Genomic DNA, 12,501 nt, shown 5'->3' on the forward strand with positions numbered 1-12,501 from the left:
CCATAAACAACGGCCCCCTGTCAGGGGGAAACCCCCAGCGCCAGTTGCTGGCGCTGGCCATTGCTCCACTCGATATTGAGCAGCCACTCCATGGCCTCAGTGGTGCAACTTCCTACCTGAGCGGCCCCCTGCCAGCCCCCGTCCTTCGCCTCGAGTTGCACCGGGATGACCCCCATGAACATGGTCTTGCCCTCCAGCCAGGCCTTGGTGGGGGTGATGGCGGGGGATCCCCCCTGAAGACGCAACACAAAGTCATGTTCAGGGCGGATCGGCAAGCCCTCTATGCTGGCCGTCAGGGGCATGTCACCGACCAGAAGGGAGCAACTGCTGTGGGACAGATCACAAATCTGATCATTTGTTCCTGTCGCCTCCCCCCTCGGCGGGCCCGAAAACCAGGTCCGATAGGCCATCAGGGAGAGCAAAATAGCCAGCACTATGGTCAAGTGCACGATTTTGCGTGAAGTGAGTCTCTCTTTCATGAAAAAACAGCCCTGTAAGGTACTTTAAAAATGCGATTTTCGTGATCTTGCGCAAGGTAAAAACTGGCGGGCACGAGACCCGCTGGAGCCAAATATATCACTGTTTGTACTGTTATTTTACCGGTCAGTTCAGTATCATTCTCAATGAATTTTCATTTAACCACCTTTTGCTTTTCCTTTTATTAACAGATGTTAACGAGAGGATTTTGCAAATCAGGGGTGAAAATGGCCCCGATTACCGGGCGAAAAACAAACAACAGCATCGGAAGCGGAATACAACGATGAGCCATACAACAAACCACCCTGAGTACAACTACACCGTTGTGCGCCAGTTCACCGTCATGACGATTGTCTGGGGAATTGTCGGTATGTCGGTTGGTGTACTGATCGCAGCCCAGTTGATCTGGCCTGCCCTCAACTTTGATACCCCCTGGCTGACCTACAGCCGCCTGCGCCCCCTGCACACCAATGCGGTCATCTTTGCATTTGGCTGCAGTGCGCTGATGGCCACCTCCTTCTACGTGGTACAACGTACCTGCCAGGTCAGGCTGTTTGGCGGCCCGCTCGCCTCCTTCGTGTTCTGGGGCTGGCAGGCGATCATACTCGCCGCCGCCATCACACTGCCGCTGGGATACACCACTTCCAAGGAGTATGCCGAGCTGGAGTGGCCCATTGACATCGCCATCGCCGTGGTCTGGGTGAGCTATGCCATCGTCTTCTTCGGCACCCTGGTCAAGCGCACCACCTCCCACATCTATGTGGCGAACTGGTTCTTCGGTGCCTTCATCATCACTGTGGCCGTGCTGCACATCGTCAACAACATGGAAGTGCCGCTCTCCGGCATGAAGTCCTACTCCATGTACTCAGGTGCCATGGATGCCATGGTGCAGTGGTGGTATGGCCACAACGCGGTCGGCTTCCTGCTCACCGCCGGCTTCCTGGGGATGATGTACTACTTCGTGCCCAAGCAGGCGGGTCGCCCGGTATACTCCTACCGCCTCTCCATAGTGCACTTCTGGGCGCTGATCTCCCTCTATATCTGGGCCGGTCCGCACCATCTGCACTACACAGCCCTGCCCGACTGGGCCCAGTCCCTTGGCATGGTGATGTCCCTCATCCTGTTCGTCCCCTCCTGGGGCGGGATGATCAACGGCATCATGACCCTGTCCGGTGCCTGGCACAAGCTGCGCTATGACCCCATACTGCGCTTCCTGATCGTGTCCCTGTCGTTCTACGGCATGTCCACTTTCGAAGGCCCCATGATGGCGATCAAGACGGTCAACGCCCTCTCCCACTACACCGACTGGACCATTGGTCACGTCCACTCCGGCGCGCTGGGCTGGGTTGCCATGGTTTCTATCGGCGCCGTGTATCACCTGATCCCGAACCTGTTCGATCAGGGCCGCATGTACAGCATCCGCCTGATCAACGTTCACTTCTGGCTGGCGACCGTGGGCACTGTGCTCTACATCGTCTCCATGTGGATTTCCGGGGTGATGCAGGGTCTGATGTGGCGTGCGGTCAACGATGACGGCACCCTGACCTACAGCTTCGTGGAGGCGCTGCAAGCTTCCTATCCCTTCTACTTCGTGCGCTTCCTGGGTGGCTGCTTCTTCGTCACCGGCATGTTGCTGATGGCCTACAACGCCTACCGCACCGTCACTGCGCCCAAGGGTTCCCTGGAACCCGTCGCACAGCCAGCCTGATCTGAAGGGGTTTAAAGCATGAGCAACAACAACCGTCACGAAATTTTTGAAAAGAGCGTCCCCATGCTGGTGATAGGCATCATCTTTGCCATCAGCCTGGGGGGCCTGGTCGAGATCACGCCGCTGTTCTTCCAGAAGCAGACCAACGAACCGGTGGAGGGCCTCAAGGCCTACACAGCCCTGCAGATGGAAGGACGCGACATCTACATCCGCGAGGGCTGCACCGTCTGTCACAGCCAGATGATCCGCCCGTTCCGCGCCGAGACCGAGCGCTATGGCCACTACTCGGTCGCCGGTGAGAGCGTGTGGGAGCACCCCTTCCTGTGGGGCTCCAAGCGTACGGGTCCGGATCTGGCCCGGGTCGGCGGCCGCTACTCCGATGATTGGCATCGCGCCCACCTCATCAACCCGCGCGACGTGGTGCCCGAGTCCAACATGCCCGCCTTCCCCTGGCTCGAGACCAATGTCCTGACCGGTGAGCTGACCGGCAAGAAACTGGCGCTGTTCCGGGATCACTTCGGGGTGCCCTATACCGATGCCGACATCGAAGGTGCGGCCGAGGCAGTCAAGGGCAAGACCGAGCTGGATGCCCTGGTGGCTTATCTGCAATCACTGGGTCATGCCCTGAAATAAGGAGTCGGGATATGGATTACGGCACATTTCGCGGCCTGTACACCCTGCTGCTGATGATCATCATGATCGGCATCATCGTCTGGGCATACAGCAAGCGCCGCAAGGCCTCCTTCGATGAGGCTGCCAACCTGGTTTTTGCCGATGACGAGCAACCCAGTGCTGATAACAAGAACGCAGGAGCGAAGCAATAATGAGCACTTTGTTTAGCATTTTTGTGACCGTCATAAGTCTGGGCACCATACTCGGCTGCTTCCTGCTGCTGATGTGGTGCATGAAGGACAAGATGGGGACCGAAGAGGGCAAGCCCATGGGGCACACCTTCGACGGCATAGAGGAGATCAACAACCCGCTGCCGAAGTGGTGGTCCTATATGTTCCTCTTCTTCATCGTCACCGGTCTCATCTACCTGCTCGCCTTCCCGGGTCTGGGCAACTGGAAGGGTCTGCTGGGCTGGCAGAGCTCCAACCAGGACGTTCGCTCCCTGGCAGAATCCAAGGCGGCGGCAGCCTCCGCCAAGGACGAAGGGCGCGCGGTGGAATACGATAGGGAACTGGCCAAGGCCGACGAGGTCTATGGCGCCAAGTTCCGCGAGCTGACCTACCAGGCCGACGGCAAGAGCTACAAGGAGATCACCGAGATCGCCAAGGACCCGGAAGCCCTGAAAGTGGGCCAGCGCCTGTTCCTGCAGAACTGCTCCCAGTGCCACGGCTCCGATGCCCGCGGTGGTCGCGGTTTCCCGAACCTGACCGACAGCGAATGGCAATGGGGCGGAGAGCCTTCCCAGATCAAGACCACCATCATGGGCGGTCGCCAGGGTATCATGGCCGCCTGGGGCGAGATCCTGGGTCAGGACGGAGTCAAGGAGGTGGCCTCCTATGTGCTGAGCCTCTCCGGCCGCAAGGTCGACTTGGTTGAGGCCAAGAAGGGGGAAGCCCGTTTCGCCATGTGCGCCGCCTGTCACGGCCCGGATGCCAAGGGCGGCATCGCCTTCGGCGCGCCGGATCTCACCAACAACACCTGGTTGTATGGTGGCTCCCGTCAAGTGGTCGAGCAGACCATCACCCACGGTCGTCACGGCGTGATGCCGGCCTGGAAGGATATCCTGGGAGAAGACAAGGTCCACCTGCTGGCGTCCTATGTCTATAGTTTGTCCCACCAGGCGCAGTAAAATAAGCAGTAACATGTGATAAGCACGTGATTACGCAGCAAAAAGCCTCGACTCTTCGAGGCTTTTTGTTATCTTGTGTTGGCTAAAATCCCTCCATTTCGTTAACCATATGTTTCGGTAGCACCATGACTCAACCCTGGTATCGCCAATTCTGGCCCTGGTTCATCATCGCCCTCCCCTGCGCTGCCGTGATAGGCAGCATCGCCACCGCCATCATCGCCAGCCAGGATGGGGTCAACCTGGTGGCGGAAGACTATTACAAGCAAGGCAAGGAGATTAATCAGGATCTCAGCAAGTTCGATCGCGCCGAGGCCCTCGGCATCCGCGTCGAGCTCTCGGTCAGCGACAAGGAGCTGACCCTGAAGCCCCTGTCGGGGGAGATCCCCGCCGGTCAGGCGCTGCACCTCTCCCTGTTCCACCCGACCCTGGCGGGCCTGGACAGCGATCATCTGCTCACTGCCGATGGCAAGGGGGTCTATCGCCTGATGCTGGACAAGCCCCTCACCGGCAAATGGCACATCCGGGTCGATGCCTTCAACCACGAGTGGCGCCTGCAAGAGACGGCGCAGTTGCCGACCAAGGCCCCGGTGGAACTCGATCCCAAGGGACGCTGAACCCTGGATGAGCGGCTGCGTTCATCCAGACATGACGGCGTCCTCCCTTATCTCGCCCACGCGGGCAGCTTCCAAGAGGGATAATGACCATGACCGGCTGTTTTCACTGTGGTGAACCGGTTTCCACTGGCAGTGACTTTACCCTGGAGATCAAGGGGATAGCGCAACCCATGTGCTGCCCTGGTTGCCAGGCCGTGGCACAGACCATTCTCGAATGCGGCCTTGCCAGTTACTACGAGCACCGCACCGCACCCGGCATCAAGGGGGAGCTGGTACCCAGCGAGCTGGCCGCCCTCACCCACTACGATCTGGCCGAGGTGCAGCAGGAGTTCGTCACCGAGACGGGTACCCTGCGGGAAATCCAGCTCAGCGTGGAGGGGTTGACCTGCGCCGCCTGCGCCTGGCTTATCGAGCGCCACCTGATGGGGTTGCCGGGCCTGCACTATGTCAACGTCAACACCACTACCCACCGCGCCCGCATCAAGTGGGATCCGGACAGGCTCTCGTTAAGCGACATCCTCAAGGGGTTCGCCAAGATAGGCTACCGCGCCTACCCCTTCCAGACCCACAGCCAGGAAGCCCTCTACGCCCGCAAGGTGCGCAGCTACATGTTCCGCATGGCGCTGGCCGGCCTCGGCTCCATGCAGGTGATGATGTGCGCCGTGGCGCTCTACATGGATCTCTTCATCAGCGTGGAAGAGGAGTTCATGATCTACTTCAAGTGGATAAGCCTGCTGCTCTCCACCCCCATCATGATCTACTCGGCCCAGCCGTTTTACGCAGGCGCCTGGCGCAGCCTGAGACAGGGGCACCTCTCCATGGATGTCTCTGTGTCGCTGGCCCTCATCGGCGCCTTCGTCGCCTCCATCTGGGCCACCGTCTTCAACACGGGTGAGGTCTATTACGACTCCATCACCATGTTCGTCTTCTTCCTGCTGCTGGGGCGCCTGCTCGAGCTGAGGGCCAGACGCAAGGCATCCGAGTCAAGCTCCAACCTGGCGCGCCTGGTGCCCATCATGGCCACCCGCATCGACGCAGATGGCGAGCACGAGGTGGCCGCCAAGACGCTGCGGGTGGGGGACAGGGTCCGGGTGCTGGCCGGCGCCACCCTGCCGGCAGACGGCATCATCACTTTGGGGCAGGCCAGCCTCAACGAAGCCATGCTGACCGGCGAGCAACTGCCCCTGCTCAAGCAGGCGGGGGATCCCGTCTTCGCCGGCACCATCAACACGGATGCGCCGCTGGAGATCCGGGTCAGCCACCCCATCGAAGAGTCGCGCCTCGCCCAGATCATGCGGCTGCAGGATCATGCGCTGGATGACAAACCCGCCATCGCCCAGCTGGCGGATGTGCTCTCCCGCCATTTCATCCTGGTGCTGCTGCTTATCGCCGCCGGGGTCTGGACCTTCTGGCACTTCCATGACCCGGAGCGGGCCTTCTGGGTCACCCTGTCGGTGCTGGTGGCAACTTGTCCCTGCGCCCTGTCGCTGGCGACCCCGACGGCGCTCACCTCGGCCACCGCCCACCTGACCCGCAGCGGCATACTGCTGCGCCGCGGCCACGTGCTGGACGTGCTGACCCGGGCCAACCGCATAGTGATGGACAAGACAGGCACCCTGACCACGGGCAACATCAGCCTGGTGGGCGTCCAGCCCCTGGCGGAGCTTGGCGAAGACGAGTGCCTGGCCATCGCCCGCGCGCTGGAAGCCTACTCCGAGCACCCCATTGCCCGCGCGTTTCGCAGCCAGGGGGCAGAGGATGCCGTGCTGCCGGCAGCCAGCGAGGTGACCCCCGTCATCGGCCACGGCATCCAGGGCAGGATCGCAGGCAAGCATTACCGCATCGGCAGCGCCCGCTGGCTAGCGCTGGCTGACGAGCAAGAGGCGACCCAGGGGCTGGCCATCTATCTGGCTGACGAGACAGGGCCGCTGGCCCGCTTCACCCTGGCCGATACGGTGCGGGCGGATGCCGGTGCCCTGATCCAGGCCTTCAAGGCGGCCGGGCTGCAGACCACCATCCTCACCGGCGACAGCTCCCCTCAGGCCGACGCCGTAGCCCGTGAACTCGGGGTCGATGAGCTGGTGAAAGGGGTCACCCCCGACGGCAAGCTGGCCTACCTCAAGGCCCGTGAAGCGGCGGGAGACATCAGCATCATGGTGGGGGATGGCATCAACGACGCCCCAGTGCTGGCCGGTGCCCATGCCTCCTTCGCCATGGCGGGCGGTACGGATCTGGCGAAAAACAGCGCCGACGCCATTCTGCTGGCCGACGATCTCTCCCGCCTGCTGACTGCCCGCGCCCTGGCGCTGCGCACCCGCAGGATCATCCAGGAGAACTTCGCCTGGTCCATCGGTTACAACCTGCTGGTGTTGCCACTCGCGGCCAGCGGCTGGCTGCCCCCCTATCTGGCGGCGGCGGGTATGTCCCTGAGCTCCCTCATAGTCGTCACCAACTCCATGCGCCTCAATCGATGAGCAGGCTGGAAAATAAGCTGAAAATGTGGCCTGCCTTCGATGCAGGCCACATTTCTCGCTGATAGCGGCTGGCCCCCTGCCCGAACAGGGTTACCATAGGGGTCGATTGCCACGGATGAATGCAAGGTAGCTCCCATGAACATCATTTTTGTCCTGATCCCCATCGCCATCCTGTTCGTCATCATCGCGGGAGCCGTCTTCTTCTGGGCCATTCGCTCGGAGCAGTTCGAAGATCTCGACCGCCAGGGCTCCAACATACTGTTTGACGAGGAGCAACCCGCCACCAAGGGCAAGGATCAGCCGAGCGATGACAAGCAGTCTTGATCTGATGGGCGCCCTGCTGGTGGGACTGGCAGGCTCAGGCCACTGCATCGCCATGTGCGGTGGCGTCTCCGCCGCCCTCTCCATGGCCATCCCCGCCGGGAAACAGCACTTCTGGGGGCGACTCGGTTACCTGCTCAACTACAACCTGGGGCGGATCCTGAGCTATGTGCTGGCCGGCGCCCTGGTGGGCGGATTGCTGGCCACCACCAGCGAGCTCGGGGCAGGTAAACACGCCATCGCCGGCTTGCGCCTCGTTGCGGCCCTGCTGATGATAGCGCTGGGCCTCTATCTCGCTGGCTGGTGGCAGGGGATACTGCTGCTGGAGCGGCTCGGCGCCAAGCTCTGGCCCTTCATCAAGCCGCTTGCCGGCAAGTTCATCCCCTTCACGTCGGCCTGGCAGGCACTTCCCTTTGGCATGGTGTGGGGCTGGCTGCCCTGCGGTCTGGTCTACTCCATGCTGACCTGGAGCGCGGCGGCAGGCTCCGCCGGTGGCGGCGCGCTCATCATGCTGAGCTTTGGTCTGGGCACCCTGCCGACACTGTTCGCCCTGGGGGGGCTGGCAGACAGATTGCGCTACTGGTTGACCCTGCGCAGCCTGCGCCTCGGCGGTGCCCTGCTGCTCATTGCCTATGGCCTGCATACCCTCTGGATCGGGCTGGCATCCTTTTGAAACCCTATCCAAAACGGATGAGTTGGTGGTAAACTTGTTTGATATAAATCAATTATTCATATGAGCCTATGATCCCGGACAAGAAACCTGGCAGACGTATTCAGAGCGGTGGCTGTGCAATTCATTGCCAGGATTGCAGCATCAGTCAGCTCTGCATTCCCTTCACCTTGAACGACAGTGAGCTCGATCAGCTGGACAGCATCATCGAACGCAAAAAGCCGATCCAGAAGGGTGAGGAATTGTTCAAGGCCGGCGATGAACTGAAGTCGCTCTACGCCATTCGCTCCGGGACCATCAAGTCATACACCATCACCGAACAGGGTGACGAGCAGATCACCGCCTTCCACCTCGCGGGGGATCTGGTCGGTTTCGATGCCATCCACAAGCAGGCACACCCCTCCTTCGCCCAGGCGCTGGAAACCGCCATGGTGTGCGAGATCCCATTCGATGTGCTCGACGATCTCTCCGGCAAGATGCCCAAGCTCCGCCAGCAGATCATGCGTCTGATGAGCAACGAGATCATGGGAGATCAGGAGATGATACTGCTGCTCTCCAAGAAGAATGCGGAAGAGCGCCTCGCCGCCTTCCTGCACAATCTCTCGGTACGCTTCTCCGAGCGCGGCTTTTCCGCCAAGGAGTTCCGTCTCTCCATGACCCGGGGTGACATCGGCAACTACCTCGGCCTCACCGTCGAGACCATCAGCCGTCTGCTCGGTCGTTTCCAGAAGTCCGGCCTCATCAGCGTCAAGGGCAAATACATTACAGTGCTGGATCACGTGGCCCTCGGCGTCATGGCCGGTGCCACTCGCCCTGCCTGCGGCTGATCACCCCCTTTCCCCTCTGTTGCCGGATCGGTTCACCCTGAAATTTGATCCGGCACACCTTCCCGTCTCCCCCCTTGGGCTAAGCTGTAATGGCTAAAGAATTGCCATCATTGGCGTTTTTGCCAAGGAGGAGAACATGGTCAAGTACCGAAACATTCTGGTGGTGATCAACCCGGAAGAGGAGCGCCAGATCGCGCTCGAACGCGCGGTCAAGGTCGCCGAGCTGGACGAGGGCGCCCAGCTGACCCTGCTCCTGACGATTTACGACTTCTCGTACGAGATGACCGCCATGCTGTCCGTGGATGAGCGGGAAGAGATGCGCCACGGCGTCATTGCCCAGCGCCGGGAGTGGCTTGACGAGATACTGCAACCCTATCGTGCCAGAGGGCTGGAGTGCGAGATCAAGGTGCTGTGGCACAATCGCCCCTTTGAGTGCGTCATCCAGGAAGTGCTGGAGCATCGCCACGATCTGGTGGTCAAGGCGACCCACAAGCACTCCTTCCTGCAAACCTTCATCTTCACCCCAACCGATTGGCACCTGCTGCGCAAATGCCCCTGCCCCGTCCTGCTGGTCAAGGAGGGTCATTGGCAGCGGGGCGGCAACATCATTGCCGCCATCAACTGCTCGAGCGACGATCTGGAGCAGAAAGTCCTCAATGAGCGCATCACTCGCGAGGGCGTCGCCATCGCCGATCTGCTCGGCTCCAACCTCTATCTGGTCAACACCTACCCCGGCACGCCGGTGAATGTGGCCATAGAGCTGCCCGAGTTCGACCCCAACGCCTACAACGACGCCATCCGCAAGCATCACGAAGATCTGCTGCGAGAGCATGCCGATCAATTCGGCATCAATCACATGTGGACCAAGGTGGCGGAAGGATTGCCGGAGGAGGTGCTGCCGGACATGGCGGACGAACTCAAGTCCACCCTGATGATCATGGGGTGCGTCGGTCGTACCGGCCTCTCCGCCGCTCTGCTCGGCAACACGGCAGAGCATGTGGTCGATCGCCTCAACTGCGACATCCTGATCCTCAAACCCGACGATTACAGCTGCCCCGTGGATGACAAGCGTCATCCTGCATAAGCGTTTCTTGCCCTCCCCCGGGACATGGCTATAATAAGCCGCTTATTTTTGTCCCGGGTTTGAGGCCATGCTAGAAGAGCTTAACGCCAAAGAGAAATACAGTTTCAACAAGCTGCAGAAACGCCTGCGGCGCAACGTGGGTCAGGCCATCGCCGACTTCAACATGATTGAAGAGGGTGACAAGATCATGGTGTGCCTGTCTGGCGGCAAAGACAGCTTCGCCATGCTCGACATCCTGATGAGCCTGAAGGCCAGCGCCCCCATCCATTTCGATCTCGTGGCCGTCAACCTGGATCAGAAGCAACCCGGCTTCCCCGAGCACGTGCTGCCGGAATACCTGGCCGCCCTCGGCGTCGACTTCAAGATAGTCGAGGAAGACACCTACTCCATCGTCAAGGACAAGGTACCGGAAGGCAAGACCACCTGCGCCCTCTGCTCCCGCCTGCGCCGCGGCATTCTCTACCGCACCGCCCAGGAGCTGGGCTGCACCAAGATTGCCCTCGGCCACCACAGAGATGACATTCTCGAGACCCTGTTCCTCAACATGTTCTACGGCGGCAAGCTCAAGTCCATGCCCCCCAAACTGGTGAGCGACGATGGCAAGAACGTGGTGATCCGCCCGCTGGCCTACTGCAAGGAGAAGGATCTGGTGCGCTATGCGGAGGTCAAGGCCTTCCCCATCATCCCGTGCAACCTGTGCGGCTCGCAGGAGAACCTGCAGCGCAAGGCCATCAAGCAGATGATGCAGGACTGGGATCGCCGCTTCCCCGGCCGGATAGAGACCATGTTTACCGCCATTCAGGACGTGATCCCGAGCCACCTGCTGGATCACAAGCTGTTTGACTTCAAGAGCATCAACCGCGACTCCGGCATCATAGATGGCGGCGACAAGGCATTCGATCCCCCCGAGCTGCCGACCGCGCCCCTGCTCAACATCGATGAGATGGACGTGCTGGATGTGATAGAGGTGCGCTGAGCGCCCTGCCAACAACCACGAAAAAGGAGCGCCATGCGCTCCTTTTCTTTATCTGTCTGGCTCGAGGCGTCTTCAGCCTTTGTGCAACCAGGGTGTCAGTCGCAGTATATCTCCCTCAAGCTGCAACTTGCCCGCCGCGAAGTCCGCGAGTTGCTCGTTGCGAAGCAGCAGCTGACCATCCTGCCAGGGGAGAGGCTGCTGACGGGCACCGTCGATGAGGTAGGCGGTGCCGCTCGGCTGCACCAGGGTCACCCGTACCCCCGCCATGTCCGGCAGGAAGTGCTTGCCGACCATGCCTGCCAGCTTGTCCAGCAGCGACTGCATCTCCTGCTGACGTGCCACCACCTCGCTCACCCTGAACGCCGGGCCATCCGACGCAGGGGGCGCATCGGCCATCACCTGTACCGACATGTCGCAGGCGGCGTGTGGTTCGGTCAGCTCCACCACCACGGTTGCCTTGTCGAGATTGAGATCGTCGTCATAGGGCAGGCGCAGCTCGCTGTCTATGGTCACCTCGGCGGCAACGTCCCTGTCCAGGGTCGAAACCCGGGCCGAGGCGAGCCCGCAGCGCTGGCCACTTTGCGGATCGGTCAGATAAAACCCCAACCTGGCATCACCAAACTCGCCCTTGGCAAAGGTCTTCATCTGGCTGTAGAAGGTGCTGTATTGCAGATCCAGCGAGGGCGCCGCCGCGCACAGCACCGGCACTATCAGCAGACTTGCCGCCATGCCATGTCGAACCAGCTTCATATGCCATCCTTTTGCATCACGCGTTGAAATGATCGGGCCCTTGCCCGGTGGCGGCATTGTCCGCCACTTCGGTCACCTCCACGGCGACCCCGCACAGATCCCGATAGAGGATCCCCTTGAGATTGAAATAGAGGGGGGCCACCCAGATAAGGCCTATGCCCATGGGGATGATGGCCAGGAAAAACAGCGCCAGCATGACGCCATGCAGCAGCACTATGCTGGGCCAGCCGCGGGCGAACAACTTGAGGGAGACCAGGATGGCCTGGGCCGGCGACAGGCCGCGCTCCAGCACCAGGGGCACGGTGAACACCAGCCCCATGCCCACCAGGGCAGAGGGAATGAAGGCCAGCATCACCGGCAAGCCCAGCAGCTCAAACAGGGGGCCAAACAGGCTAGTGATCAGGCTGCCGAGCAGGCTCAGGGAACCCAGACGCAGGAAGTGACGGAAGAAGTCGAACACCTGGTTCGGGCGAGCCCGCACCCCCACCGACTGCTGCAACCCCAGCATGTCGAGGGAAGAGGTCATGGGAGACATGATGACGGTGATAAGCAGGCTCAATATCAGGGCCATGTCCATGTCACCCCCTTCCTGGCTGACATAGGGGGCCAGCAAGGTGTTGCTCAGCAGGATCCAGATTGCCATGACCCCGGCGATGGCCAGCGTCAGACCGAAACCGGTGCCCCGGGTCTGTTGCCAGGCCTCTTTCAACACCCCTTGCAGGTCCAGACGGTATCCCTGGCTGAGGGACTGTTCGAGGGTTCCACCGATCCGCATTCTATTACTCAATTGACTATCCAA

General features: G+C 60.8%; 14 protein-coding genes. 11 read left to right on the plus strand and 3 right to left on the minus strand.

The genetic code is table 11. The features are described 5' to 3' along the window. Positions 1-20: 20 nt before the first annotated feature. Positions 21-479: a hypothetical protein gene (locus tag OC537_RS06325; protein ID WP_111910627.1), complete on the minus strand. Its 459-nt coding sequence runs from the start codon at positions 477-479 to the stop codon at positions 21-23. Between the two features lie 281 nt (positions 480-760). Here OC537_RS06325 and ccoN point away from each other — a divergent pair, with 281 nt between their 5' ends. The 11 genes from ccoN (at position 761) to ttcA (ending at position 10,952) form a co-directional block, all read left to right on the plus strand. After that, positions 761-2,185: a cytochrome-c oxidase, cbb3-type subunit I gene (gene ccoN, locus OC537_RS06330; RefSeq protein ID WP_106886751.1), complete on the plus strand. Its 1,425-nt coding sequence runs from the start codon at positions 761-763 to the stop codon at positions 2,183-2,185. 18 nt (positions 2,186-2,203) lie between these two features. Next, positions 2,204-2,818, plus strand: coding sequence for a cytochrome-c oxidase, cbb3-type subunit II (gene ccoO, locus OC537_RS06335; RefSeq protein ID WP_106886750.1), 615 nt, complete (start codon positions 2,204-2,206; stop codon positions 2,816-2,818). A gap of 11 nt (positions 2,819-2,829) precedes the next feature. Then, positions 2,830-3,009: a cbb3-type cytochrome oxidase subunit 3 gene (locus OC537_RS06340; RefSeq protein ID WP_005329633.1), complete on the plus strand. Its 180-nt coding sequence runs from the start codon at positions 2,830-2,832 to the stop codon at positions 3,007-3,009. Then, the gene (gene ccoP, locus OC537_RS06345; RefSeq protein WP_106886749.1) at positions 3,009-3,986 is read left to right on the plus strand and encodes a cytochrome-c oxidase, cbb3-type subunit III; all 978 of its coding nucleotides are present in this window, start codon (positions 3,009-3,011) and stop codon (positions 3,984-3,986) included. Before OC537_RS06340 ends, ccoP begins: the two co-directional genes overlap by 1 nt. 125 nt (positions 3,987-4,111) lie before the next feature. Further along, positions 4,112-4,600 carry a FixH family protein gene (locus OC537_RS06350; protein WP_106886748.1) on the plus strand — a complete coding sequence of 163 codons (489 nt, stop codon included), beginning with the start codon at positions 4,112-4,114 and terminating at the stop codon, positions 4,598-4,600. An 89-nt stretch (positions 4,601-4,689) separates the two neighbouring features. Further along, positions 4,690-7,074, plus strand: a complete 2,385-nt coding sequence (locus OC537_RS06355; protein WP_262110395.1) for a heavy metal translocating P-type ATPase — start codon at positions 4,690-4,692, stop codon at positions 7,072-7,074. Between the two features lie 135 nt (positions 7,075-7,209). Next, positions 7,210-7,398, plus strand: a complete 189-nt coding sequence (gene ccoS, locus OC537_RS06360) for a cbb3-type cytochrome oxidase assembly protein CcoS (RefSeq protein WP_139743874.1) — start codon at positions 7,210-7,212, stop codon at positions 7,396-7,398. Beyond that, the gene (locus OC537_RS06365) at positions 7,382-8,068 is read left to right on the plus strand and encodes a sulfite exporter TauE/SafE family protein (RefSeq protein ID WP_262110399.1); all 687 of its coding nucleotides are present in this window, start codon (positions 7,382-7,384) and stop codon (positions 8,066-8,068) included. Before ccoS ends, OC537_RS06365 begins: the two co-directional genes overlap by 17 nt. A 68-nt stretch (positions 8,069-8,136) precedes the next feature. Further along, entirely contained in the window at positions 8,137-8,892 is a 756-nt protein-coding gene (locus OC537_RS06370) for an FNR family transcription factor (protein WP_025327016.1), read from the plus strand. Between the two features lie 136 nt (positions 8,893-9,028). Further along, positions 9,029-9,976 (plus strand): universal stress protein UspE, encoded by a 948-nt coding sequence (uspE, locus tag OC537_RS06375; RefSeq protein WP_168235130.1) that lies wholly within the window; start codon positions 9,029-9,031, stop codon positions 9,974-9,976. Positions 9,977-10,043: 67 nt separating this feature from the next. Further along, positions 10,044-10,952: a tRNA 2-thiocytidine(32) synthetase TtcA gene (gene ttcA / locus OC537_RS06380; protein WP_025327018.1), complete on the plus strand. Its 909-nt coding sequence runs from the start codon at positions 10,044-10,046 to the stop codon at positions 10,950-10,952. 72 nt (positions 10,953-11,024) lie between these two features. On the opposite strand, the gene OC537_RS06385 is transcribed toward ttcA, so the two are convergent. Beyond that, complete coding sequence (locus tag OC537_RS06385) at positions 11,025-11,702, minus strand: DUF2987 domain-containing protein (RefSeq protein ID WP_139743872.1); 678 nt, start codon at positions 11,700-11,702, stop codon at positions 11,025-11,027. A gap of 16 nt (positions 11,703-11,718) precedes the next feature. Next, positions 11,719-12,477: a hypothetical protein gene (locus OC537_RS06390; protein WP_262110405.1), complete on the minus strand. Its 759-nt coding sequence runs from the start codon at positions 12,475-12,477 to the stop codon at positions 11,719-11,721. Between the last annotated feature and the right edge of the window lie 24 nt (positions 12,478-12,501).

Source organism: Aeromonas sp. Marseille-Q5825, assembly GCF_946892685.1.
GTDB lineage: Bacteria > Pseudomonadota > Gammaproteobacteria > Enterobacterales > Aeromonadaceae > Aeromonas > Aeromonas rivipollensis.

Excerpts from the sequence above, each read along its gene's own strand:
- OC537_RS06325 (WP_111910627.1), bottom strand. The coding sequence starts at position 479 with ATGAAAGAGAGACTCACTTCACGCAAAATCGTGCACTTGACCATAGTG.
- ccoN (WP_106886751.1), top strand. The coding sequence starts at position 761 with ATGAGCCATACAACAAACCACCCTGAGTACAACTACACCGTTGTGCGC.
- ccoO (WP_106886750.1), top strand. The coding sequence starts at position 2,204 with ATGAGCAACAACAACCGTCACGAAATTTTTGAAAAGAGCGTCCCCATG.
- OC537_RS06340 (WP_005329633.1), top strand. The coding sequence starts at position 2,830 with ATGGATTACGGCACATTTCGCGGCCTGTACACCCTGCTGCTGATGATC.
- ccoP (WP_106886749.1), top strand. The coding sequence starts at position 3,009 with ATGAGCACTTTGTTTAGCATTTTTGTGACCGTCATAAGTCTGGGCACC.
- OC537_RS06350 (WP_106886748.1), top strand. The coding sequence starts at position 4,112 with ATGACTCAACCCTGGTATCGCCAATTCTGGCCCTGGTTCATCATCGCC.
- OC537_RS06355 (WP_262110395.1), top strand. The coding sequence starts at position 4,690 with ATGACCGGCTGTTTTCACTGTGGTGAACCGGTTTCCACTGGCAGTGAC.
- ccoS (WP_139743874.1), top strand. The coding sequence starts at position 7,210 with ATGAACATCATTTTTGTCCTGATCCCCATCGCCATCCTGTTCGTCATC.
- OC537_RS06365 (WP_262110399.1), top strand. The coding sequence starts at position 7,382 with ATGACAAGCAGTCTTGATCTGATGGGCGCCCTGCTGGTGGGACTGGCA.
- OC537_RS06370 (WP_025327016.1), top strand. The coding sequence starts at position 8,137 with ATGATCCCGGACAAGAAACCTGGCAGACGTATTCAGAGCGGTGGCTGT.
- uspE (WP_168235130.1), top strand. The coding sequence starts at position 9,029 with ATGGTCAAGTACCGAAACATTCTGGTGGTGATCAACCCGGAAGAGGAG.
- ttcA (WP_025327018.1), top strand. The coding sequence starts at position 10,044 with ATGCTAGAAGAGCTTAACGCCAAAGAGAAATACAGTTTCAACAAGCTG.
- OC537_RS06385 (WP_139743872.1), bottom strand. The coding sequence starts at position 11,702 with ATGAAGCTGGTTCGACATGGCATGGCGGCAAGTCTGCTGATAGTGCCG.
- OC537_RS06390 (WP_262110405.1), bottom strand. The coding sequence starts at position 12,477 with ATGCGGATCGGTGGAACCCTCGAACAGTCCCTCAGCCAGGGATACCGT.